Genomic DNA, 24,805 nt, shown 5'->3' with positions numbered 1-24,805 from the left:
TGCCGAGCTGACCATGCGTACTCTTTCCGTTTCCGACTGCCTGCCGCACGATCTGGCGCAAGCGCTGCTGATCGGCCGTGTGTGGCGGCACGACGGCGCCCATGCGGGCCCGAGCGTCGTTGCCGTGCGCGACGGCGAAGTGATCGACATCACGCGCAACGTACCGACCACCGCGGACCTGTTCGACCGCCCCGACGCGGTCGCCCTCGCCCGCACGGCGCCCGGCGAATCGCTCGGCCGCGTCGAGCCGCTGCTGCAGGCGGCGCTCGACGGCACGCGCGGCGCGACCCACATGCTCGCGCCGTGCGACGTGCAGGCCATCAAGGCCTGCGGCGTGACCTTCGCCGTCAGCCTGATCGAGCGCGTGATCGAGGAACAGGCCGGCGGCGACCCGGTGAAAGCAGCGGACGTGCGCGCAACCATCGCGGCCACCATCGGCACCGATCTGTCGAAGATCGTGCCGGGCTCGGACGCCGCGCTGCGTCTGAAGGCGGAACTCGAACGCCGCGGCGCGTGGTCGCAATACATGGAAGTCGGCATCGGCCCCGATGCCGAGGTGTTCTCGAAGGCGCAGCCGATGTCGGCGGTGGGCTTCGGCGCGGACGTGGGGCTGCTGCCGGTATCGGTCTGGAACAACCCCGAACCGGAGATCGTGCTCGCGGTTTCCAGCGGCGGCAGGCCGGTGGGCGCGACGCTCGGCAACGACGTGAACCTGCGCGACATCGAAGGCCGCTCGGCGCTGCTGCTCGGCAAATGCAAGGACAACAACGGCTCGTGCGCGATCGGCCCGTTCGTGCGGCTGTTCGATGACGGTTTCACGCTGGACAACGTGCGCGAGGCCAGCGTGTCGCTGCGCGTCGAAGGCGCGGACGACGGCTTCGTCCTCGACGGCATCAGCCACATGCGCGAGATCAGCCGCGACCCGCTCGACCTCGTCGCGCAGACCTGCGGCGCGCATCACCAGTATCCGGACGGTTTCATGCTGTTCCTCGGCACGATGTTTTCGCCGATCCAGGACCGCGACGCGGCCGGCGGCGGATTCACGCATCACCTGGGCGACCGCGTCACCGTCTCCACGCCCGCACTCGGCGCACTCGTCAACACCGTGCGGCTGTGCACCGAGATCGCGCCGTGGACCTTCGGCGTGCGCGCGCTGTATGCGAATCTGGCCGCACGCGGCCTGCTTGCGCCGTAACGCCCGGGGCCGCGACGCTCCATCGACATCGACGCGCGGCGGATCGGCGGCAAGACCGCACCCTCGCGCACGCGGTTGCGATCAAGGGTGGCGCGGATGCATGCCCCGCCGATGCGGCCGCCCGGCGAAATCATGCAAAATACGCCCCATCTGAGATGCGGAGACGCGCCCGTGGGGATCAACTTCGACTTGAACGACTTGCAGGCGTTTCGCGCGGTCGTGGAAACGGGCAGCTTCCGAAAGGCCGCGGAATCGGTCAGCATTTCCCAGCCCGCGTTGAGCCGCCGGATCGACAAGCTCGAGGAAGCGCTGGGCGTGCGCCTGTTCGAGCGCACCACGCGTCGCGTCGCGCTCACCACGGTCGGCCGCGTGTTCGCCCAGAGCGCCGAACAACTGCTCGACGATCTCGACGCGGCGCTGCTCGGCATTCGCGACGTGTCGTCGAGCCGCCTGGGCCATGTGACCATCGCGTGCGTGCCCTCGGTCGCCTACTACTTTCTGCCGGCCATCATCGCGCGCTATCATCGGCGCTTTCCGCGCATCCGGGTCAAGCTGCTGGACGCGAGCGCGAACGAGGTGCTGGGCGCCGTCATCAGCGGCGAAGCCGATTTCGGCGTGAGCTTCATGGGCAGCCAGGAAGCCGACATCGAGTTCAAGATGCTGCTCCAGGAACGCTTCGTCGCCGCGTGCCGCCGCGACCATCCGCTCGCGCGCAAGAAGCGCGTGACCTGGAACGAACTGTACGAGCACGATTACGTGTCGGTGGACAAGACTTCCGGGAACCGTCTGTTGCTCGACCAGGCGCTGGCCGCCGTGGCGCCGCGTGGGCCGAGCGTGTGCGAAGCGCGCCACGTGACGACCCTGCTCGGCTTGATCGAGGCGGGGCTCGGCGTCGCCGCGGTGCCCTCGATGGCGATGCCCGGGCACGACCATCCGATTCTCACGAGCGTGCCGCTCGTCGAGCCGGTCGTCAAACGCCGGGTGGGCATCGTCAAGCGGCGCGGACGGCCGCTCACGCCGGCCGCCGAGGCGTTTCACCGGATGATCGTCGACGCGAAGCGCGACGGCATCGCAAGCAGCGATGCCTCGGCGTGACAACGACACAAGCGACACGAAGGAAGACCGTTCCGTGAGGTTGGCCAGGCTGCTCAAATCGCTCTACGTGCAGGTCCTGCTTGCGATGCTGCTCGGCGTGACCGTCGGTCACGTATGGCCTGACGCGGGCGCGACGCTCAAACCGCTCAGCGACGCGTTCGTCGGGCTCGTGCGGATGACCATCGCGCCGATCGTCTTTTGCACGATCGTCTCGGGCATCACGTCGCTGGCGAACGGGAAAGCCATCGGCAGCACGATCGTCCGGGCGCTGGCGCTCTTCTATCTGCTGACCGCCGTCGCGCTCGCCGTCGGGCTCGTCATCGCGTTCGTGCTGCGTCCCGGCGCCGGCCTGCACATCGACGTTCACCATCTCGATGCGAGCATCCTCGCGCAGTACGCGAAGGAGGCGCAGCCGCGCGGGCTCGTGGCATTCGGGCTGAGCGTGATCCCCGATACGATGCTCGGCGCGTTCCAGCAAGGCGAGGTGTTGCCGGTGCTGCTGCTGTCGCTGCTGTTCGGCTTCTCGCTGAATGCGCACCGGCGGGCCGGGCAGCCCGTTCTTGCGCTGATCGACGGGGTCGCCCAGGTGGTCTTTCGCGTGCTCGCGATGATCATGCGGCTCGCCCCGCTCGGCGCATTCGGCGCGATGGCCTTCACGGTGGGCCGCTTCGGGATCGGTTCGGTCGGCTCGCTCGCGAAGCTGGTGGTGTCCTTCTATGCGGCCTGCGCGCTGTTCGTCGCGCTGGTGCTCGCGCCACTCGCGCGCCTGCACGGCTTCGCGCTGTGGCGGCTGTTGCGCTACCTGCGCGAAGAGTTGCTCATCGTCCTCGCGACGTCGTCGTCGGAGCCTGTTCTGCCGCGCCTGATCGTCAAGCTGGAATCGCTCGGGTGCGACAAGGGTGTCGTGGGGCTCGTGCTGCCGGCGGGCTATTCGTTCAACCTGGACGGCACCGCGATCTATCTGACGCTCGCCGCGTTGTTCATCGCGCAGGCGTGCGACGTGCCCCTTTCCGCGTCCCAGATCGCCGTGATGCTCGCCGTGATGCTGCTCACCTCCAAGGGCGCGGCCGGTGTTTCCGGTAGCGGGCTGGTGGCGCTGGTCGCCACGCTCGCCGTCATGCGCGACCTGCCCGTCGCCGGTGTCGCACTGCTGGTCGGCATCGACCGTTTCATGTCCGAGGCGCGTGCGCTGACGAGCGTGATCAGCAATGCGTGCGCGGTGATCTTCGTGTCGATGTGGGAAGGCGCATGCGATCGCACGCATCTTGCGCAGCGGCTCGCTGCCAGGGGGCCGGTCGCCCCGAACGGGGTCGATGCGGAGAGTGCCGCCACGGAGGCCGGCGGCGACGGTGACGGTGACGGGAAGGCGGTCTGACGCCAACCTTCCCGTCGATCAGGCTCAATGAGCGGGGACGGAATCCAGCCCGGTCGATTTCACGTCGGCCTGCACGTCGGGCGACGCAAGGTAGTCGAGCAGTGCCTTCGCTTCAGCCGGATGCTGCGCGCCGACGGGGATGCCGGCCGCGAAGCGCGTGACCGACTGCAGCGATTCGGGGATCTTGCCGACGAAGGTCGCCCCCTTGACCGGCAGCAGCTCGCTGACCTGCTGGAAGCCGATCTCGTAGTCGCCGTTCGCGACGACCGATGCCACCGGAATCCGCGGAATCATCTTCGCCTTCGACTTCACCTGATCCTCGATGCCGAGTTTTTTGAACAGCTCGCGCTCGATGTAGACGCCGCTCGCGCTGTCCGAATACGCGATCGACTTCGCGTGCAGCAGCGCCTGCTTGAGACCTTCGGGGGAACCGACGTCGGGTTTTGCCGAGCCGTCGCGCACGACCGCGCCGATGCGCGAGTCGGCCAGCTCGACGCGCGATCCGGGGATGACCTTGCCCTGCTTGATCAGGTCGTCCAGCGCATAGCCGACCATGATGACTACGTCGGCGGGCTCGCCGCGCGCGAGCCGGTTCGGAATCGCCTCGGGCGACTTGCCCATCGACGGGCCGAGCGCGGTATCGAGCGTGTTACCCGTCGTTGATGCAAACCGGGGGCCGAGCAGCTTGTAGGCGGCGGTGAAGCCGCCCGAGCTCATCACGTGCAGTTCGGCGGCCTGCACGTTGGCGGCCACTGCCGTGGCCAGGACGAGCGCGGCCGCGCAAAATTTCGGGAGCAGGTTTCTCATGATCATGGTCGTGGTCGTGCGGATTCGTCTGGGTTGGCAAGCATTCCGGATGGCCCGGGGCCTCAATGCGCGGGCGTCAGCGTCGCCGTGCGGCGACGATAGAGCGCGAACGTCGCCAGCAGCGCGCACACCGCGGCGAAGCTCATCCAGTAGCCCGGTGCGGCCTTGTCGCCCGTCGCGTGAATGAGCGCGGTCGAAATGGCCGGCGTGAAGCCGCCGAACACGGCCGTCGCGAGGCTGTACGCGAGCGAGAAGCCGGCGACGCGCACCTGCACCGGCATCACTTCCGTGAGCGCGACGACCATCGCCCCGTTATAGATCCCGTACATGAACGAGAGCCACAGGAGGACGAGCAGCATGTTGACGAACGACGGCGCGTGAGCAAGCAACGACAGCGCCGGGTAGGCGGTCACGACGGTGAGCACCGTCATGCCGACCAGCAACGGCCGGCGGCCGATCCGGTCGGACAGCGCGCCGCCGATCGGCAGCCACACGAAGTTCGACACGCCGACGCAGAGCGTCACGAGCAGGCTGTCGGCGGTGCTCAGGTGCAGCACCGTCTTGCCGAAGGTCGGTGCGTAGACCGTGATCAGATAGAAGCTCGTGGTGGTCATCGCGACCAGCATCATGCCGGCCACCACGACGCCCCAGTTCTGCACCAGCGTCCCGAACACTTCCTTCATGCCCGGGCGATGCTTGCGCGCCTTGAACTCCTGGGTTTCCTCCAGGTTACGGCGCAGCATGAAGATGAACGGCACGATCATGCAGCCGACGAAGAACGGCACGCGCCATCCCCATGCGGCGATGGCCGACGCGCTCAGCCATTGATTGAGCGCGAAGCCGAGGCCCGCCGCGACGACGATCGCGACCTGCTGGCTGGCGGATTGCCAGCTCGTGAAGAAGCCCTTGCGGCCGGGCGTCGCCAGTTCGGCGAGATACACCGAGACGCCGCCCAGTTCCGCGCCGGCGGAGAAGCCCTGCAGCAGCCGCCCGAGCAGCACGAGCGCGGGCGCCAGCAGGCCGATCGTCGCGTAGCCCGGCACGAACGCGATCAGGACGGTGCCGCTCGCCATGATGGACAGCGTGACGATCAGGCCCTTGCGGCGGCCGACATCGTCGATATACGCGCCCAGCACGATGGCGCCCAGCGGCCGCATCAGGAAGCCGGCGCCGAACACGGCGAAGGTCATCATCAGCGATGCGAACTCGCTTTGCGCGGGAAAGAAAACGTTGGCGATCTGCGTGGCGTAGAAGCCGAACAGGAAGAAGTCGAACTGCTCGAGAAAATTCCCGGCGGTGACGCGGAAAACCGCAGCGGCCTTCGAACGGGCGTTCGGAAGGCTGGACGAGGGGTGCATCGGGTGTCTCCTGAAAATCCGGAAATACGCGGGAGGGGTGGATCGATTGTCGTTTTCCGGCATGTTCGCTCGTCGCCGGGCAAACGATAAGTGCAATTTTTGGAAGGATTGATGTCGAAGGGTTATCAATCGACGTGGCGGCGGCGCGTGTCGCCGCACATCGTTCCGCGTGCGGCGAACGCCCGATGCAGGGCTTGACAGGAACAGCCAGGCGGCCTCGCACACGTTTGCGCTCCCGTGTGCGATCGCTCGCGCCCACGGGCGGCCCTGCACGGCCTCGATTTTCTGTTAACCGTGCCGTTAACCCAGGTTTGACCCGCGCCGGCCCCACTGCCGCCGGCATCCCACACGAGCACGAGCATGGCCGCAACCACCTCGATCGAGAAAATCGCCGACTGGGCCGGACGCAACCACCTTGTCGTCGGGGCATTGGGCACGTTGATGTCGCTGGCGGCGCTCGGGATCAGCGCGGCGACCCTGTGGGTCGGGCGCAGCGAAGTGATCGACCACGCGCACGAGACGTCGCGCAACGTCGCCGCCGTGCTGGTGAGCCAGATCGCGCGCACCGTCGAAACGTCGAACAACGCGCTGGTCGCGCTCGCGTCCGATCTCGGCAAGCCCGCGGTGCGGCGCATGGATGCCGGGCTGCGGCACGACCTGCTGTTCGAGCGCACCGCCGCGCAATACGTGACCGGCATGGGCGTGACCGACCGGCGCGGCCAGTTGATCGACGGCTGCTGCGGCACGACCCATCGTTGGGATTTCAGCGATCGCGACTACTTCAAGGTCCATCGCGATGCCGACAACGTCGGCCTCTACGTGTCCGAGGCCTATCGCGCACGCTCGCGCGGCGGCAAGGAATCGATCGCGCTGTCGCGCCGGATCGACCGGCCGGATCATACGTTCAACGGCATCGCGGTGGTCGCCCTCGACATCGCCTATTTCGAGCAGCTCCTGTCCGGTCTCGATGTCGGGCCGAACGGGGTCAGCGCGATCCTGCGCGCGGACGGCACGATCCTCGCGAGAAATCCGTCGTTGAACGACAACCAGATGAACCACCTGCGCCGCTCGAAAGCCTTCGACCGGATGGTGCACAGTGAGTCGGGCTTCTACCCCGCTCGTTCGACCATCGACGGCATCATGCGGCTGTATACGTACCAGCGGGTGCCGGGCACGCCGCTGATCGCCGTCGTCGCGCCGGCCGAGCGCGACGTGCTGGCGAGCATCACGCGCCTGTCGTGGACGGTAGGCGTGTCCGCCACCGTGATCAGCGCGCTCTTCTGCGCGGTGGTCTGGCTGCTGGCGTTTGCGCTGCGGGACAACCTGCGCAAGCAGACGCTGCTCATGGATCTCACCCGGACCGATCCGCTGACGGGCTTATGCAACCGCCGCGCACTCGATATCGCGCTGGGCGACGAATGGGAACGGCTGCAGCGGGGCAGCAACGGCAGCCTGTCGATCCTGTTCATCGATGCCGACCACTTCAAGCAGTACAACGACCGGCACGGCCATGCGGTGGGCGACACGGCGCTGCGCTTTCTCGCCGAATGCATCCGCACCCACACGCGACGGCGCGGCGATCTCGCCGCGCGCTACGGCGGCGAGGAGTTCGTCGCGGTGCTGCCGGATACGGACGAAAGCGGGGCCGCGCAGGTCGCAGAGGCGATTCGCCGCGAAGTCGAACGCAACCGGCTCGACGGGTTCGCGGACACCGTGCCGGCGTTCACCGTCAGCATCGGCTGCGCGACCGGGCATCGCGCGCGCCCTCCGTCAGTGCACGCGCTGTCGCATCAGGCGGACATGGCGCTTTATCGTGCGAAGCGCGAAGGCCGCAACCGCGTGTGTTGCGCGGAAACGGAGCAACACGCTCGCGTGGCTTGACCTGATCGGCCACAGATCGTGGCCAGCATCTTTTTCGGCAGCGGCCTCTACGCAAACGATTGCGCCGGACAACAGTCCTAAATTGTTCATGTACCAATCCGATAATAAGGAACGCTACTTGATATCAATGAAACTGGACTGCTCACATGAATAATCGACGATTAACGGTTCGCACGAAGCTGACCCTGGCGTTCAGTCTCCTGACGTGCATGGTGCTGCTCGTCTCCATGCTGGGCATCGTATCGCTCGGCAATGCGAACACGGCATTCGACCATTACGTCAATGGCACCAACGCCCGTGCCATCCTGGCGGACAAGGTTCGCGTCGCGGTCGACCGGCGTGCGATCGCCGCCCGCAACCAGGTGCTGGCGACCGCACCGCGCGACGCGGACATCGAGAAGGACGCGGCGCTGCAGGCCGACCGCGACGTCGGCGCGCTGCTGGGCGAACTGACGAATGCAGTGCGCGAGGGGAGCGGCGCGACCGACAAGGCCCGCGAACTGGTTCGGCAAATCGGCGCGGTCGAGGCGCAGTACGGCCCCGTGGCGCGCGCCATCGTCGACGCGGCGGCGAACAACCGGCGCGATCAGGCGATCACGATGATCAACGAACAGTGTCGGCCGCTGCTGGCCAGGCTTGTCAGCGCCACCGACGCCTATGCGACGTTCGCCCGCGCGCAAGGCGAGCAACTGGTGACGGAATCGGCCGACCGCTATGCATCACAACGACTGATGCTGATCGTCATGTGTATCACGGCGGCAGCCGCCGCGGCGATCCTGGGCGTCTTCATCACCCGCGGCCTGCTGCGCGCGCTCGGCACGGAGCCTGCCGTGCTCAGCGACATCGCACGCCGGATCGCCGCCGGCGACCTCGGTACCGAATCGTCGACCGGTGCCGCGCCGGCCGGCAGCGTACTGGCTTCCATGCGCGACATGCAGGCGAACCTGACCCGCCTGATCTCGGAAGTCCGCACGGCATCCGGCAATGTCGCGACGGGCGCCGGCGAAATCGCGTCCGGCAACCAGGACCTCTCCTCCCGCACGGAACAGCAGGCCGCGTCACTGCAGGAGACCGCATCGAGCATGGAGCAACTGACCTCCACCGTGCGCCTGAACGCCGACAATGCGCAGCAGGCGAGCGGGCTGGCCAACAACGCGTCGGAAGTCGCCCAGCGCGGCAACACGGCAGTCGGCCTGATGGTCGACACGATGACGGACATCAGCGCCAGCTCCGCCAAGATCGCCGAGATCACCGCGATCATCGAAGGGATCGCCTTCCAGACCAACATCCTCGCGCTCAACGCGGCCGTGGAGGCCGCCCGCGCGGGCGAACAGGGCCGCGGCTTTGCCGTGGTGGCCAGCGAAGTCCGCAGTCTCGCGCAGCGTTCGTCGAGCGCCGCGAAGGAAATTCGCGAGCTGATCTCGGAATCGGTCCGGAAAATCCAGGACGGCTCGCAGATCGCGAACAACGCGGGCGAGACGATGACCCAGGTCACGCATGCGATCGCGCGCGTGACCGACATCATGGGCGAGATCGCGGCCGCATCGAACGAGCAGAGCCGCGGCATCGAGCAGGTCAATCTGGCCATGACGCAAATGGATGAAGTCACCCAGCAGAACGCGGCGCTCGTCGAACAGGCCGCCGCCGCATCGAAGTCGCTCGAGGAACAGGGTGGCCGGCTTGCCGACGCGGTATCGCTGTTCCGGCTCGACACGCGGGTGGGCGGCGCATAGCCTCCCGCCGTGCGCGTGCCCTCGATGGACGCATCGAATCCCGCGCCCGACATGCTCAGCACCCGAAATTAACCAGATAGTGGGAATTCACGCGCATTGCATCCGATGCGAAACAATTCCGTAACGGCCGCGTAACGATCGCTCACCACAATCCTCCATCTTCGACCATCAGGATGGACTCTTGCATGTTTGCGTCACGAAGCCGTTTCCCGCTGCACGTCGCAGCCTTGTCGAGTGCGATCGTGCTGGCTGCGTGCGGCGGCGGCGATGATGTCGTGTCGACGGGCACGATCGCCGCGGCCGTTCCCGCGCCGCCCGCCGACCCCGGCTTCGTCGACAGCGCGCCGATCCCGAGCGCGCCCGCGTTCGTCGACAACGTCGCGACCAACCAGCGCGGCGATGCGCGCTATGCGACGCTGTCGACCAACGCCGCGGTGCGCGTGTTGAGCCGCTTCCTCGATCTCTGGCAACCGGCGACGATGCTGGTCGATGCGGGCGTGAGCGCGCCAGCGAACGGCGCGTTCCCGGCCATCTCGCCGTCGACCTGCTCCGGGCTGCCGAACAGCGGCGTGTCGTGCGGCACGATCCTGAACGATGCGGTGCTGTCGGCCAACGTGCAATACGTGGTCAACGCGACGACCGCCCGCACGCCGCAGCAGGCTGATGCCGCGTACTACGACGACCGGCGCGGCAAGGGCTTCAGCGTGACCGACGGCATGGGCCCGCTCACCGCCGCGTGGCGCACCGCGGCCCAGCAGACGACCAGCATCACCAGCATTCCGTCCGACGCGACGACGGTGCTCTATAACGACTCGGGCAACAACGTCGGCGTCGGCAGCAGCAGCGGCAACGCCAGCTTCGGGAAGGTCGTCGACCTGCTCAACGAAATGGGCAACAACGCGTCGACCGAACCGTCGAAGCGCTTCTTCAAATATGCGCGCCCGTACCGCTGGAGCACGAGCGTGGTGGTCGCGCCGACGCTCGTGCCGGCGGAAAGCACGACGCCCGCGACCGACGGCGGTTTCATCAGCGGCCACACGGCCGAGGCTGTGCGCGATGCGACGACGATGGCGTGGCTCGTGCCGGAACGCTTCCAGGAAATGGTCAGCCGCGGCCTCGAACTGGGCGAGAACCGGATCCTCGCCGGCATGCATTCGCCGCTCGACGTGATCGGCGGCCGCATGCTCGCGCTGGCGGTCAGCGCGGCGAACCTGACCGCGTACGCCAGCGACGCACAGGCCGCGTACACGCAAGCCCATCAAACGCTGCAACAACTGACGGCGACGAGCGCCACGACCTTCTCCGCCTTTGCCCACTCCGGCACGACGGCCACCGACCGGTTCGCCGACTACACGACGAACAAGGCCGCGTTCCTGCGCCGCATGACGTTCGGCTTCGTCGCGATCGAATCGACGGACGCGCCGCCGGTCGTGCCAAAGGGCGCGGAGATCCTGCTGCAGACGCGCTTCCCGTACCTGAGCGCCGACCAGCGGCGCGTCGTGCTGAAGACCACCGAACTGCCGTCCGGCTATCCGGTCATGGACGATGCGGAAGGCTGGGGCCGCCTGAACCTGTTCGCGGCCGCCGACGGCTACGGCGCGTTCAACGGCAACGTGATCGTGTCGATGGATGCGTCGCAGGGCGGGCTCAATGCGGCCGACCTGTGGCGCAACGACGTCGCGGGCGCCGGCAAGCTGACGCTGCAAGGCAGCGGCACGCTGACGCTGGCGGGCAACAACCGCTACACGGGCGGCACGCAGGTGAGCGGCGGCACGCTCGCGGCCGCGTCGACGACGGCGTTCGGCAACGGCGACGTGTACGTCGGCTCGGGCGGCGGCGTGAAGATCGCGGCCAATGCACCGGTGACGATCGCGACCCGCTATACGCAGCTCGACAACACGACGCTCGAACTCGACATCGACGGCAACGGCGGCGGACGCCTGCGCGTGGGCGGCCCGCTCACCGTCACGGGCGGCACGCTGCACGTGAAATTCGTGAACGGCTACACGCCGAAGGCCGGCGACACCATCGCGCTGATCGACGGCGCGGCGGCCGCCGCGAAGTTCTCGACGGTGACGATCGACGGGTTCAAGGCCACGCCGGTTTATACCGCGACGGGCGTGTCGGTCACGCTGTCGGCGGCGTAGTCGGCGGCGGGCATCGATCCCGCAACGGCGCCGCCCAAGGGCGGCATCGGCATCGGCATCGGCATCGGCATCGGCATCGGCATCGGCATCGGCTTCGGCTTCGTCTTCGTCTTCGTCTTCGTCTTGGGCTTGGGCTTCGTCTTGGGCTTGGGCCCGAGCCTGGCCTCACGCAAAGCGGGCGGGCGCCGCCGTGCCGGCTTCGCCCGACGGGCAAGACCGCGTGCCGAAGCGCCGCTGCAGCTCGATGATCGTCGGCAGGTTGAAGTCGTGGACATCCGGCGTGGCGCCGCCCTGTCGCCGGTTCACCTCGACACAGAGTTCCAGCGCCCGCGCCCGCGTCTCGGCGAGCAAGCGCAGCGCCTCGCCGAGCAGGCCCTTCTCCAGTTCCGACAGCTGATCGCCGCGGCCGGCTTGCGCATGATGGTTTCCATCGCAAGGTCTCCTTACCAGTCCGATTGCGCGGGCGGCCGTACACCGCGTCGCGCGTCACATGACCGCGCCGCGCAGCCAGGGCACGAATTCGCGGTCGCCCATCCCATTCTCCTCGCTTCGCGACGGCCGCCCGGACGCGACGTCGAGCATCAGCCGGAACAGCCGCTCGCCCGCTTCGCCGACCGAGAGCGAACCGGCGACGATCCCGCCGCTGTCGAAATCCATGTCCGATCGCATCCGCTCGAACAGGCCGGTCGTCGTCGCGATCTTGATCGTCGGCACCGGCTTCGACCCGAACACCGAACCGCGGCCCGTCGTGAAGCACACGAGATTCGCGCCGCCGGCGATCTGCCCGGTGGCCGACACCGGGTCGTAACCCGGCGTATCCATGAACACGAGCCCGGCTTGCCGTACCGGCTCCGCATAGTCGTAGACCGCGCGCAGCGGCGAGCGGCCACCCTTCGACACCGCGCCGAGCGACTTCTCGAGAATCGTCGTGATGCCGCCGGCGAGGTTGCCGGGCGACGGGTTGTTGTTCATTTCGCCGCCGTTGTCGGCGACGTAGCGCGCCCACCACTGCAACCGGCCGAGCAGACGCTCGGCCACGTCGCGCGACGCCGCCCGCGCGATCAGCAGATGCTCGGCGCCGTAGATCTCGGGCGTCTCGGACAGGATCGCGGTGCCGCCGTTGCGGACCAGCAGATCGACGGCCGCGCCGAGCGCCGGGTTCGCGGTGATGCCCGAGTAGCCGTCGGACCCGCCGCATTGCAGGCCGACCGTCAGCCGCGAGGCCGGCACGGCGCTGCGACGCGCGCCGTCGGCCGCCTCCACCAGTTCGCGCACGATCGACACGCCTTTGGCCACGGTGTCGCGCACGCCGCCCTCGTCCTGGATCACCAGCGTGCGCACAGTGCCGGGCGCCGCCGCGTCGAGCCGTTGCGCGAGCGCGCCGACCTGGTTGACCTCGCAGCCGAGGCCCACGAGCAGCACGCCGGCGAAATTCGGGTTGCGTGCATAGCCGACGAGCGTGCGTCGCAGCAGCTCGATGCCGTCCCCGGTCGCCGACATGCCGCAGCCGCTCTGATGGGTGATCGCGACGACGCCGTCGACGTGATCGAACGCATCGAGCGCGCCGTGCCGGTACGCATCGGCGATCGCATGACACACGCTCGCCGAACAGTTGACGCTGGCGATCACGCCGACGTAGTTGCGGGTCCCCACGCTGCCGTCGGGCCGCACGAAGCCGTCGAAGGTATCGCGGCGATCCGTCTCGACCTCATGCGCGCCGTCGGCAGGCGCGCCGTCGTGTGCATGCCGATCGGGCATCCCGACGTTGTGCACGTGCACGTGCTCGCCCGCGGCGATGTCGCGCAGCGCGACGCCGATCGGCTGCCCGCATTTGACGATCGCGCCGCCGCGCGCGATCGGCGCGGTGGCGACCTTGTGGCCGGCCGGTATCGCGTCCGCCAGCCGTAGCGGTGCGCCGCGCACGTCGATCGGCACGTCAGGCGCCAGCGCATCGAGCGCGACGGCGACGTTGTCGTTGCCGTGAAGGATCACGATTGACGGTTGCTTCACGATGCCTTTCTCCCTGTCATTGCGATGCCGGCCGCCGGAGCGCCGGCCGCCGGTTCATGGCGGGCGACGAGTTGCCGCAACCGCGGTTGTTCGGCCGGCAACGCGAGCGAATCCGCGAGCGCGAGCAGCGGCGCGATCCGCCGCGCGACCTTCTCGCGATGGTTGACCGCGATATCGGCGATGCGATGCGCGAGAAACGGATTGAGCAAGCGCTCGCGCACGCTGTCGACGTAGCGTTCGGCCGTTTCGCGCAAACCGAGCGCCACGAATACCGGCGCGACTTCCTCGCGCCACACGGCCTCGAGCCCGTCGCGCAGCCGCGCATCGTTCATCGCGTCCAGCACGGTTTGCGCTGCATCGCGCCCGGCCGCGAGCCACTGCTCCGCGAGCCAGCTGTGCCCGAGATTGAGGAAGAACAGCTTCAGGCGCTCGTGGCTACGTAAATCGTCGGTGACGACGATCTGCGCGTGCCGGCACGGCAGCGCCATGCCCGCACGCCGTTCGATCGCCCAAAGCGCGTAGGGCTCCGCGATCGCGCCGACCGGATGCAGCGGCTCGGACACGATGCGGTCGACGAGCGAGTTGACCCATGTGCAGCGGTGGCCCAGATAGTCGGCGAACGCGTCGGGCAGCCGCCACTGGCGCGCGAGGCCCAGCACGATGTCGCGCAGCGTGTCGCCGTTGTTCGTCACCAGTTCGCACGGCAGGATCGACACGCCGTCATCGGGCCGCACCAGCCAGCGCGCATGCAGCAGCGCGAGCAGCTTCGCCGGAAAGCCGTGCGGTGCGTGCTCCGGGTGATCCAGCAGGTCCGCGGCGTCGCGTGGGTCGGCGCGATAGCCTGCGTCGCCGGTGTTCGACACGATGACGCGCACCGTCTCGATCGCGGCGCCGCGTATGTCCGCCCAGTCGCGCTCGGCGTCCCACGCGCGCTGCACGGCGCGGCATTCGACGACTTCGTCCACCACGCCGCCGCGCTCGCGCCCGCGAATCCGCACCGGATAGCGGCCGGTGGCGCGCAACGCGTCGATGCGGGCGCGGCTGGCCGGATTGCCGGTCGTCTGCACGATGCCGATGCCGCCGATCGCCTCCTCCGCGTCCAGCGCCTGGGAGACGAACAGGTCGACGTGCGCGAGCAGGAAGCGGCTCGTGCCGAACTGCAGGATCGGCGGCGTCACCATGTCGTGCGCTCCGCGTGCCGGATTCGACGGATCAGCATTCGACGAGCGCCTTCACGACGGTCTGCCCGGCATCCAGCAGACGCGGCAACGCGTCCGGCACCTCGTCGAGCCGCATCCGGTGCGTGTTCAGCGCGCGGTCGGGGATGCGCCCCGCGCGCATCGCGTCGAGCACCGTCGCGAAATCCTCGGCCGTTGCATTGCGGCTCGCGAGCAGCGTGGTTTCCCGCTTGTGGAATTCGGGATCCGAAAACGCGACGTGCCCGCGCACGATCGAGATCAACGTGTATTTGCCGCCGTGCGCGACGAATTCGAACCCGCGATTCATCGCATCGAGGTTGCCCGTCGCATCGAACACCGCATCGAAATACTCGCCGTTCGTCAACGACGCGAGATGCGCCGCGTCCCCTTCCCCCACCTCCACCGCCGCATCGACCGCCAGATGCTGGCGGCAGAACGCCAGCCGGTCGGCCCGCGTGTCGAGGCACGTGACGTCGGCGCCGCGCAGCTTCGCGAAGATCATCGCGGCCATGCCGATCGGCCCGGCGCCGACGACCAGCGCGCGCTGCCCGGCGCGGATGTCCGCGCGGCGCACCGCATGCGCGCCGATCGCGAGAAATTCCAGCATCGCCGCCTGGTCGAGCGAAATGCCGTCGGCCTTGTGCACGAACTGCGCGGGCACGCTCAGGTATTCGGCGAGCGCGCCGTCGCGATGCACGCCGAGCACCTTGATGTTCACGCAGCAGTTCGTGTTGCCGTGACGGCAGGCGACGCAGTGCCCGCACGACAGATACGGCATCACGTACACCGCGTCGCCGGCGCCGAGCCCCGACTCCGGTTCCGCCTCGACGACGACCGCCGACAACTCGTGGCCCATCACGCGCGGATAGTCGAGGTACGGCTGGTTGCCGGTGAAGATGTGCAGGTCGGTGCCGCAGATGCCGACCCGTTGCACGCGCAACAGCACTTCTCCGCTGCCGCGCACGGGCAGCTCGCGATGCTGCACGCGCAGCACGCCGGGGGATTCGCAAATCACGCTGAGCATGTCGGTTTCCTTTCGTTCGGGTTCATTCGTCGTGGCGTGCGGTGTCGATCCGGTAGAAACGGCGTGCGTTACCGCCGAACAGGCCATCGAGCGCCGCGGCGCCGAGCGACTGCGCGACGTCGTCCTCGCACGCGGACAGCCATCCGTCGTAGCCGCCGCACGCCGACGCCAGCCGCAGCACCGGCCAGTCGCTGCCCCACATCAAGCGCGTCGGCCCGAACAGGTCGGCCAGCGCCTGGACATACGGCCGCGTGCGTGCACGCACCGCATCCGGGCCGGCCGACGGCCCCGCCTCCGTCCAGAGGCCGGACAGCTTGCAATGCAGGTTCGACAGGTGCGCGAGTCGACGCATCGACGTGAGCCACGGCTGCATCTCGCCGCGCTCGATGAACGGCTTCGCGCCGTGATCGATCACGATCGGCAAATCCGGGTGGCGTCGCGCGAACGCATGCAGCGCATCGAGATGGCGCGGCATCACCAGCGCATCGAACCGCAGCCCGTGCTCGAGCATCGCGGCGACTGCGCGATCCAGCCGCGGATCGTCGATCCACGCGTCGTCGGGCAGATCCTGCAGCATCGGTCGCAAACCGCGCGCCTTCGGCGCGGACGCAAACGCCGCGATCCGCGCCGGTGCGTCGTCGGCCTTCAGGTCAAGCCAGCCGACCACCGCGCCGACGCTCGGCGTTTCAGCCGCGAGATCGAGCAGAAAGCGCGTGTCGGCTTCGCTCGGCAGCGACTGCACGAGGACGGTGGTATCGATGCGCGCGGCGTCGAGCAGCGGCGCCAGCTCGGCGGGGCCGAAATCCCGGTGAATCGCAGCGAGTTCGGCCGGCGGCCAGCAGCCGGCCCGCGCGCCGATGCGCCAGTAATGCTGATGGGCGTCGATCCGTGCGGTCATGCGCGTGCTCCCGGCACCGGCGCGTGCGCCGCGATCAGCCCTTCGTCGCGCAGCGCCTCCCACAGCTCGGCCGGCGCGGGGCGCTCGAACCAGGCGATGTTCTGCGCCAGCTGAGCCACGCTGCGCGCGCCGACCACGCACGACACGACGGCCGGATGGCCGAACGGAAACTGCAACGCCGCGGCGGGAAGCGGCACGTCGAAGCGGTTGCACAGCGCGCCGAGCCGCGTCGCCTTGTCGATCACGTCGGCGCTCGCGTCCGCATAGTTGAACTTGCCGTTGCCGGCGAGCAGGCCGGAATTGAACACGCCGCCGATCACGATCGCCGTCCCTTCACGGGCGCATGCGTCGAGCAGCGGCTCGAGCGCCGTCTGTTCGAGCAGCGTATAGCGGCCGGCCAGCAGCACCGCATCGAGCGCCGCTTCGTTCAGCGCGTCGGCCGCGACTTCCCATTCGTTCACGCCGAGACCGAACGCACCGATCTCGCCGCCCGAACGCAGCGCATCCAGCGCGCGAAACCCGCCGCCGCGCGTCAACTGGTCCCAGTAGTGCGCGTGACGCTCGCCGTGCGTCATCGCGCCGATGTCGTGCACGTACAGCATGTCGATCCGCGCGAGCCCGAGCCGTTGCCGGCTGTCGTCGTGCGAGCGCATGATCCCGTCGTAGCTGTAGTCGTAGACGGGCCGGAACGGCAGCGGCTCGGCCCAGCCGTCGTCGCCCGGCCGCACGCTCGCGTCGGCCCGCATCAGCCGCCCGACCTTCGTGCTGAGCGTGAAGGCGCCGCGCTCGCGCGGGGCGAGCCCCGCCCCCACGCGCCGCTCGGACAGCGTGTAGCCGTAATACGGCGCGGTGTCGAAGTAGCGCAGGCCGGCCGCCCACGCGGCGTCGACGAGCGCGGCGGCGTCGGCGGCCGACATCGGCCGATAAAGGCCGCCGAGCTGCGAGCAGCCGAGGCCGAGTGCGGACACCGTCAGCCCGCTGCGCGGCAAGGTGCGCGTATCGTGTGCGTTCATGAGGCGTGACTGGATGCGGGAAAGGGATCAGTACAGGACATTCTTCGCCGCCTGCGAATCGAGGTTCTGCTTGTCGACCATCACGACGCCGGTGTCGATCAGCTTCGGCGCGGGCTTGCGCTCGATCACGTCGAGCGCCGTGCGCACGCCCTGGTTCCCCATCTGCCACGAGCCCTGCACGGCGATCGCCTGCACGGTGCCGTCGCGCACGAAGCCCTGCAGGTCCTCGTTGCCGTCGAACCCGATCGCCACCACCTTGCCCGCCTTGCCCGACTGCTTCAGCGCACGGCCCATCCCAACCGCGGTCGGCTCGTTCGCGCCGAAGATGCCCTTCAGGTCCGGGTTCGCCGACAGCACGTCGGTCGTCTGGTTCAGCGCGGTCGCCATTTGCGACTGCGAGTAGTACGGGCCGACGACCTGCAGCTTCGAATGGCTCTCGATGTACTTGCGGAACCCGCCGACGCGGCTGACCTCGGACCCCGCGCCCGGCACGTACGACATGATCGCGATCTTGCCCGACTGCCCGACGCGGTCGATCAGCGCCTTCGCGCACAGCGCGCCCGCCTTCTCGTTGTCGGTCGACAGGAACGCCTGGTAGTACGGCTTGCCGGCATCCGCGATCGCCGAATCGATCAGCACGACCGGAATGTGCGCTTCCCACGCCTTCTTGATCGCGGGCACCAGCGCGTCGGGATCGGACGGCGCGAGCACGATGCCCGCCACGTGACGCGTGACCGCGTTGTCGACCATGTTGACCTGCCCGCTGATGTCGGACTCGGCCGCCGGGCCCTGGAACGTCATCGTGTAGCCCTTCGCGCCGTCGAGCGCCGCCTTCGCGCCTTTCTGCACGTTCTGCCAGTAGTTCGAATTGACCGTCTTGACGATCACCGCGATCTCGCCGCCCGCCGCATACGCACCGCTGCCGCATACCGCGAACACGCACGCCGATGCCGCCAGCAGGATGGATTTGTTCATGTCTCGCTCCGCTTCTCGTGGGTAGGGACTGCTTGCTGCCGGTCAGGGCCGGCGATTGCGCAACTGGTCGATCCACACCGTGCCGAGGATCACGACGCCGATGATGATCTGCTGGATGAAGCTCGATACGCCGTTCATGTTCAGGCCGTTGCGCAGCACGCCGATCACGAACGCGCCGATCGCCGTGCCCGAGATCGTGCCGACGCCGCCCATCAGCGACGTGCCGCCGATGACCGAGCTGGCGATCGCGTCGAGCTCGTACATCACGCCTTCGTTCGGCTGCCCGGTGACGAGCCGCGACATCAGCACGCAGCCGGTCACGCCGGCGAGCGCGCCCGAGAGCACGTAGGTGAACAGCTTCACGCCCTGCACGTTCACGCCCGACAGCCGGGCCGCTTCCGCGTTCGACCCGACCGCATAGATGTGGCGGCCCAGCGACGTTCTCGACAGCAGCACGGACACCACGACGAACAGCACGACCATGATCACGACCGGATACGGAATGCCGGGAAAGGTCGTGTCGGGGAACCCGTCCGCGCCGATGCGCGAGATCCGCAGCAGCGCGCCGTTACCGAGCGCACCGAACGCGTCGCCGAGATCCGATACCGGCCGCGCGCCGGTGATCTGCAGCGCGATGCCGCGCGCGACGAGCATCATGCCGAGCGTCGCGATGAACGGCGGCAGGCCCATCTGCGTCACGCAGATGCCGTTGACGAGCCCGCACAGCGCGCCGACCAGGATGCCGGCCGCCATCGCGGCGGGCACCGGCACGCCGGCCTTGACCAGCAGCGCCGCGCAGACGCCGGCCAGCGCGAGCACCGAGCCGACCGACAGGTCGATGCCGCCCGTGATGATCACGCAGGTGGCGGCAACGCCCAGGTAGGCGATCGACGTGACCTGCAGGCCGACCGTCATCAGGTTGTCGACCGAGAAGAACGCCGCGCTCGATATCGAGAACGCGAACACGAGCACGACGAGGCTGCCCAGCGCCGCGAACTTCTGGATCAGGTCGCGCCGCCGCTGTCGCGCCGCCCGTTCGTCGGCCTGGCTTCGATCGGATGTCATTTCAAGCATGGGAACGCCCCGACGCAAAGTGCATGATCTCCTCCTGACTGGTGTGTTTCGTGTCGAGCAACGCGGTCAATCGACCTTCGTGAAAAACGGCGATCCGGTCGGTCATGCCGAGCAGCTCCGGCAATTCCGAACTGATCAGCACCACGCCGACGCCGTCGGCGGCGAGCCGGTCCATCAGCCCGTAGATCGCGAATTTCGCGCCGACGTCGATGCCGCGCGTCGGCTCGTCGAAGAACAGGATCTTCGAGCCGCGATACAGCCATTTGCCGATGACGACCTTCTGCTGGTTGCCGCCGGACAGGTTGCGCACGCGCTGGTCCACCGACGGCGTGCGAATCGCGAGGTCCTGCACGTAGCGGCGCGCGACGGCGAGCTCGTCGTCGAAGCGCAGGAATCCGAAGCGTGACGCGATGCCGCGCACGTTCGCGAGCGTGAGATTCGCCGCGACGGGCATCGGCAGCGCGAGCCCCTCCTTCTTGCGGTCCTCCGACAGATACGCGATGCCGTGCCGGATCGCCTCGCGCGGCGAGCGGATCGTCACGGGCCGCCCGTGCAGCGCGATCGTGCCGCCGTCGACGCGATCGGCGCCGAAGATCGCGCGGGCGATCTCGGTGCGCCCGGCGCCCATCAAGCCCGCGAAACCGAGAATCTCGCCGCGCCGCAGCGCGAACGACACCGGCCCGAACACGCCGTCGCGGCGCAGCTCGCGCACGTCGAGCAGCACCTCGTCGGTCGGCACCGATTGCCGTGACGGATAGGCGTCGTCGAGCGTGCGTCCGACCATGCGCGCGACGATGTCGTCGAGGCTCACGTCGGCGAACGCGTCCGTCGAGATGTGGCGCCCGTCGCGCAGCACCGTCACGCGATCGACGATCTGCGCCATTTCGTCGAGCCGGTGCGAGATATACAGAATCGCCACGCCGTCGGCGCGCAGCTCCTCGATGATGCGAAAGAGCTGCACCGTTTCCGCTTCCGTCAGCGACGACGTGGGCTCGTCCATGATCAGCACGCGCGCGTCGTGCGACAGCGCCTTCGCGATCTCGACCATCTGCTGCTGCGCGATGGACAGCACGCCGACCTTCGTCGTCGGGGCCACGTTCAGCCCGATGCGGGCGATGCAGCGCGCCGCATCCGCGTTCATGCGCTTCGTATCGACGAACGGCCCGCGCCGCGGCTCGCGTGCGAGGAACAGGTTCTCCGCCACGCTCAGGTGCGGGACGAGATTGAGTTCCTGGTGAATGATCGAGATGCCTGCCGCCTGCGCTTCGGATGCCGAACGAAATTGCACCGGCGCGCCGCGATAGTGAACGACGCCGTCGTCGGGCAGGTACTGGCCGCTGATGATCTTCATCAGCGTCGATTTGCCCGCGCCGTTTTCGCCGCACACCGCATGCACCTCGCCGCGGCGCAGGTCGAGGCGAATCCCGTCGAGTGCGAGGACGCCCGGAAAGCGCTTGCGAATCCCGTCCAGGCGCAGGATCTCCCGGTCCGCTGCGTCGTGCGCCGCCTGACCGGGCAGATTGCGAGGCATTGCCATTGCGTCTCCTTGAGGTGGATCGACCTCGGCACTCCCTGGTCAGTCCAATTCGGATGAATTACAGCAACCAAACCTGTTTTGGTCAAGCCAATTTAACTATTTCAATCTGATCTTACCAACAGTGAAAACCCGGACATCGGGATGAACTCGCCGCCACGCGGGGCGATGCGGCAGGCGTGATAGACTCCGCGACACGCGCTTGCGCCCAAAGCGCATTGATCCCACTCCATCGGATGAAATCGACAGAACCCAAGCGGCTTTACCAATCCGTCGCGGCCCAGATCGTCGCGTTGATTCGTCAGGGCGAATTCGCGATCGGCGAGCGGCTGCCGCCGGAGCGCGAGCTGGCGCTGACGCTCGGCGTCTCGCGCCCGTCGCTTCGCGAGGCGCTGATCGCGCTGGAAATCGGCGGCCAGATCGAGATCCGGATGGGCTCCGGCGTGTACGTGCGCGACACGGCGGCCGACGCGGTCGGCCCGATGGCCACGCTCGGCGACAGTCCGTCGGAATTGATGCAGGCGCGCGCGGCCATCGAAGGCAGCGTCGCCGCGCTGGCCGCGGCCCGGATGACGGCCGCGATGCTCGAGCGCCTGCGCCGCACGGTGCAGCGCATGAAGCGGCTGGCGGAGGCCGGCAAATCGCCGGTCGAAGCCGACCGGCAGTTCCACATGCTGATCGCGGAAGCGGCCGGCAACTCGGTGCTCACCCGCTTCGTCGGCGAGCTGTTCGACAGCCGCCACGACCCGATCGCCACCGCGATGCGCGGCCACGCGGAGAATCCGCAGACGTGGACCGCCGCGGTGCGCGAGCACGAGGACGTGCTGCTCGCGTTGCAGGCCGGCGACCCGATCGCGGCCCAGACGGCGATCCGCGCGCACCTTCGCGCGTCCGAAGCGCGGTGGATCGAGGGTGGGCTGAAAGCCGATCCGGATTGACCCACGCACGGGCACCGGCACGCACGGCGTCGCACCACGACGCACGGCGCCACGGGATGAACCGTGCCGACCGCCATGAAATCCGCTGATGCGTGATTCGAGCCCGCGCGGCAACCCGCGCGGGCGTGACGTCGCTCGACGTCGGCCTGCCTGATCGAACCACGCAAGACGCGACGACCCGGACATTGCCGGTCGCCGCTTTCCGCTGGACGAAGAACCGCCGCTCCCTGGCGTCGCGAAAAGCGCGATTCCACGCGTTCCGCGACCGCCGCCACACCGCCCGTCGTCATGTACCCACCCCATCTCAAAATTACGATTGCAAATGCCTCTCATTTGCATTAAATTGCCGCGCAAATGTACTGTTTGGAACACAGATGCCGGCGCAATGCCGCCCGCCGTGCCCGAACGCGAACGACACAAAAGAGGAAAAGGACGGGTATGAGCAGGAGGAACTGGGCGGCCGCACCGCTGGCCATCGTCGTCGGCACGGCCGGCATGGGCGCCGCCGACGCGCAGGAGACGGCGCTGCCGACCATCGAGGTGTCCGCGCAACGCGCGACGGCGCCGTTCCGCACGCGCGAATCGACGAGCGCGACGCGCAGCGAGGCGGACGTGATGGAGATTCCGTTCGCGGTCAGCAGCGTCGATACGAAGCTGATCCAGACGGTGGCCGCCACGCGCGGCGACGATCTGTACGACTGGGTCGCGGGCGTGTCGCGCCAGAACAACTTCGGCGGCCTGTGGGACAACTACGCGGTGCGCGGCTTCGCCGGCGACGGCGGCACGTCCGGCACCGACTACCTGGTCAACGGCTTTTCGTGGAATCGCGGGATGAGCGTGCCGCGCGACACCGTCAGCCTCGAGCGCATGGAGGTGCTCAAGGGGCCGGCGTCCGCGCTGTATGGCCGCGGCGATCCGGGCGGGATCATCAGCTATACGACGAAGCAGCCGCAGTTCGCCCGCGCGAACACCATCGGCGTGTCGGCCGGCAGCTACGGCGCATTGCGTCAGACGCTCGATTCGACCGGCCCCGTCACGAAAACGCTCGCGTACCGCTTCGTCGCGATGAACGAGAACAACGGCAGCTTTCGCGACACGGTGTCGAGCAAGCGCTACCTGTTCTCGCCGTCGTTCACGTGGGACATCGGCGCGGACACGACGCTCCACTACGAATTCGAGAGCGCGCGCCAGCGTGCGCCGCTCGATCGCGGCGTGCTGGCGGTCAACGGCCAGCTGGGCGTGATCCCCGCGTCGCGCTTTCTCGGCGAGCCGCGCGACGGCGACTACGACGTGCGCAACACGGGCCATCAGTTCACGCTCGAGCATCGCATCGATTCGAGCTGGTCGATCAATGCCGGCTTCGCGCAACGCAACACCGACTTGTCGGGGCGCTCGTCCGAGGCATTCGCGTTGCAGCCGGACGGCCGCACGCTGTGGCGCCGCTACCGGCAAGTCGCGTTTCACTCGAACGACCTGCAAGGCCGGCTCGAAACCACCGGCACGTTCCGCACCGGCGGCATCGGCCATACGCTCGTGATGGGTGTCGATGCGTACCGCTTCAACTACGACCAGTTCGTCACGCGCTCGACGCCGAGCGCCGCGGCGCCGTATGCGATCGACATCTTCGATCCGGTCTACGGCCAGCCCGCGCCGACGCCGCGCACCGCGACCAACCTGCTCGAACGCGATAACGGCCAAGGCGTCTACGCGCAGGACACGCTCGCGTTCGGGCCGCACTGGAAGATCCTGGCCGGGCTGCGCTGGGATCGTTTCCACCAGTCGATCGACAACCGCCTGAACGGCGTGACGACGAGCCAGTTGCAGACCGCGGTGAGCCCGCGTCTCGGCGTCGTGTATGAAATGAGCCCCGCGTGGTCGTTCTATGCGAACACCGCGTATTCGTTCCGGCCGAACAACGGCGCGGACGTCGGCGGCAACGCGTTCGATCCCGAGAAAGGCCACGGCTACGAAGCCGGCGCGAAATGGGCGGGCGCGCGCTCGCTCACGACCGTCTCGGCGTTCTACGTGACCAAGCGCAACGTGCTCACCGCCGATCCCGCGAATGCCGGCTTCTCGCGCGCGGCCGGCGAAGTGCGCAGCCGCGGTGTCGAATTCGAATGGAGCGGCGACCTGGGCCACGGCTTGCGCGGCCTCGTCAACCTCGCGTACGTCGATGCCGAAGTCACGCGCGATACGGTGCTGACGCCCGGCGCGCGGCTCGTCGACATACCGCGGCTGAGCGGCAGCGCGCTGCTGATGTACGAGACGACCCTGCCGTTCGCGGACAAGGCCGGCGCCGGCGCCGGCGTGATCTACGTCGGCCGCCGCGCCGGCAACACGGCCAACACGCAGGACGGCTTCGAGCTGCCGGCCTACGCGACCGTGCAGCTCAACGGCTACGTGCAGGTCAACAAGCACCTGCGGGCGTCGGTCGTGCTGAACAACCTGTTCAACCGCACCACCTACGTCAGCTCGTACAACAGCCTGTGGGTCACGCCGGGCGCGCCGCGCAGCCTGTTCGCGTCGCTCGCGTACTCGTTCTAGCGCAG

At 68.2% G+C, this 24,805-nt stretch carries 19 protein-coding genes; 8 read left to right on the top strand and 11 right to left on the bottom strand.

The features are described 5' to 3' along the window. The first annotated feature begins 13 nt into the window (after positions 1 to 13). The 3 genes from CFB43_RS33265 to dctA all read left to right on the top strand — a co-directional run bounded on the left by CFB43_RS33265 (position 14) and on the right by dctA (position 3,665). Positions 14 to 1,195 (top strand): fumarylacetoacetate hydrolase family protein, encoded by a 1,182-nt coding sequence (locus tag CFB43_RS33265; protein ID WP_089498384.1) that lies wholly within the window; start codon positions 14 to 16, stop codon positions 1,193 to 1,195. A gap of 171 nt (positions 1,196 to 1,366) precedes the next feature. Next, the gene (locus tag CFB43_RS33260; protein WP_089443889.1) at positions 1,367 to 2,290 is read left to right on the top strand and encodes a LysR family transcriptional regulator; all 924 of its coding nucleotides are present in this window, start codon (positions 1,367 to 1,369) and stop codon (positions 2,288 to 2,290) included. Positions 2,291 to 2,324: 34 nt separating this feature from the next. Continuing rightward, a complete protein-coding gene (dctA, locus tag CFB43_RS33255) occupies positions 2,325 to 3,665 on the top strand; it encodes a C4-dicarboxylate transporter DctA (RefSeq protein ID WP_089499038.1) in 1,341 nt (446 codons plus the stop codon). Positions 3,666 to 3,689: 24 nt separating this feature from the next. Here dctA and CFB43_RS33250 read toward each other — a convergent pair whose 3' ends face one another. Continuing rightward, positions 3,690 to 4,472, bottom strand: coding sequence for a substrate-binding domain-containing protein (locus CFB43_RS33250; protein WP_089499037.1), 783 nt, complete (start codon positions 4,470 to 4,472; stop codon positions 3,690 to 3,692). Between the two features lie 62 nt (positions 4,473 to 4,534). After that, complete coding sequence (locus CFB43_RS33245) at positions 4,535 to 5,830, bottom strand: MFS transporter (RefSeq protein WP_089498383.1); 1,296 nt, start codon at positions 5,828 to 5,830, stop codon at positions 4,535 to 4,537. 360 nt (positions 5,831 to 6,190) lie between these two features. Here CFB43_RS33245 and CFB43_RS33240 point away from each other — a divergent pair, with 360 nt between their 5' ends. The 3 genes from CFB43_RS33240 to CFB43_RS33230 all read left to right on the top strand — a co-directional run bounded on the left by CFB43_RS33240 (position 6,191) and on the right by CFB43_RS33230 (position 11,591). Further along, the gene (locus tag CFB43_RS33240) at positions 6,191 to 7,711 is read left to right on the top strand and encodes a sensor domain-containing diguanylate cyclase (RefSeq protein ID WP_089498382.1); all 1,521 of its coding nucleotides are present in this window, start codon (positions 6,191 to 6,193) and stop codon (positions 7,709 to 7,711) included. Positions 7,712 to 7,857: 146 nt separating this feature from the next. Then, a complete protein-coding gene (locus CFB43_RS33235) occupies positions 7,858 to 9,444 on the top strand; it encodes a methyl-accepting chemotaxis protein (RefSeq protein ID WP_089498381.1) in 1,587 nt (528 codons plus the stop codon). 185 nt (positions 9,445 to 9,629) lie between these two features. Further along, positions 9,630 to 11,591, top strand: a complete 1,962-nt coding sequence (locus CFB43_RS33230) for a phosphatase PAP2 family protein (RefSeq protein WP_089498380.1) — start codon at positions 9,630 to 9,632, stop codon at positions 11,589 to 11,591. Between the two features lie 165 nt (positions 11,592 to 11,756). Here CFB43_RS33230 and CFB43_RS33220 read toward each other — a convergent pair whose 3' ends face one another. From CFB43_RS33220 to CFB43_RS33180, 9 genes are all read right to left on the bottom strand, one after another. Continuing rightward, positions 11,757 to 11,942 (bottom strand): hypothetical protein, encoded by a 186-nt coding sequence (locus CFB43_RS33220; RefSeq protein ID WP_256990170.1) that lies wholly within the window; start codon positions 11,940 to 11,942, stop codon positions 11,757 to 11,759. A 135-nt stretch (positions 11,943 to 12,077) separates the two neighbouring features. Beyond that, positions 12,078 to 13,601 carry a UxaA family hydrolase gene (locus CFB43_RS33215; protein WP_089498377.1) on the bottom strand — a complete coding sequence of 508 codons (1,524 nt, stop codon included), beginning with the start codon at positions 13,599 to 13,601 and terminating at the stop codon, positions 12,078 to 12,080. Continuing rightward, a complete protein-coding gene (locus CFB43_RS33210; RefSeq protein ID WP_089499036.1) occupies positions 13,598 to 14,779 on the bottom strand; it encodes a D-mannonate oxidoreductase in 1,182 nt (393 codons plus the stop codon). The genes CFB43_RS33215 and CFB43_RS33210 overlap by 4 nt, the downstream gene beginning before the upstream one ends. Positions 14,780 to 14,813: 34 nt before the next feature. Beyond that, complete coding sequence (locus tag CFB43_RS33205; protein WP_089498376.1) at positions 14,814 to 15,824, bottom strand: zinc-binding alcohol dehydrogenase family protein; 1,011 nt, start codon at positions 15,822 to 15,824, stop codon at positions 14,814 to 14,816. Between the two features lie 22 nt (positions 15,825 to 15,846). After that, positions 15,847 to 16,722: an amidohydrolase family protein gene (locus CFB43_RS33200; RefSeq protein ID WP_089498375.1), complete on the bottom strand. Its 876-nt coding sequence runs from the start codon at positions 16,720 to 16,722 to the stop codon at positions 15,847 to 15,849. Next, positions 16,719 to 17,735: an aldo/keto reductase gene (locus CFB43_RS33195; protein WP_089498374.1), complete on the bottom strand. Its 1,017-nt coding sequence runs from the start codon at positions 17,733 to 17,735 to the stop codon at positions 16,719 to 16,721. Before CFB43_RS33195 ends, CFB43_RS33200 begins: the two co-directional genes overlap by 4 nt. 27 nt (positions 17,736 to 17,762) lie before the next feature. After that, positions 17,763 to 18,710 (bottom strand): ABC transporter substrate-binding protein, encoded by a 948-nt coding sequence (locus tag CFB43_RS33190; protein WP_059587348.1) that lies wholly within the window; start codon positions 18,708 to 18,710, stop codon positions 17,763 to 17,765. 42 nt (positions 18,711 to 18,752) lie between these two features. Further along, positions 18,753 to 19,784 (bottom strand): ABC transporter permease, encoded by a 1,032-nt coding sequence (locus CFB43_RS33185; protein WP_011549867.1) that lies wholly within the window; start codon positions 19,782 to 19,784, stop codon positions 18,753 to 18,755. Continuing rightward, a complete protein-coding gene (locus CFB43_RS33180) occupies positions 19,777 to 21,321 on the bottom strand; it encodes a sugar ABC transporter ATP-binding protein (RefSeq protein WP_089498373.1) in 1,545 nt (514 codons plus the stop codon). The genes CFB43_RS33185 and CFB43_RS33180 overlap by 8 nt, the downstream gene beginning before the upstream one ends. A gap of 233 nt (positions 21,322 to 21,554) precedes the next feature. Between CFB43_RS33180 and CFB43_RS33175 the strand changes: the two genes are divergently transcribed. After that, positions 21,555 to 22,256, top strand: coding sequence for a FadR/GntR family transcriptional regulator (locus CFB43_RS33175; RefSeq protein WP_089498372.1), 702 nt, complete (start codon positions 21,555 to 21,557; stop codon positions 22,254 to 22,256). 438 nt (positions 22,257 to 22,694) lie between these two features. After that, positions 22,695 to 24,800 carry a TonB-dependent siderophore receptor gene (locus CFB43_RS33170; protein ID WP_089498371.1) on the top strand — a complete coding sequence of 702 codons (2,106 nt, stop codon included), beginning with the start codon at positions 22,695 to 22,697 and terminating at the stop codon, positions 24,798 to 24,800. Positions 24,801 to 24,805 lie beyond the last annotated feature (5 nt).

Origin of the sequence: Burkholderia sp. AU15512, assembly GCF_002223325.1 — a bacterium.
Lineage (GTDB): Bacteria > Pseudomonadota > Gammaproteobacteria > Burkholderiales > Burkholderiaceae > Burkholderia.
This window is presented reverse-complemented; position numbering and strand designations above follow the sequence as displayed.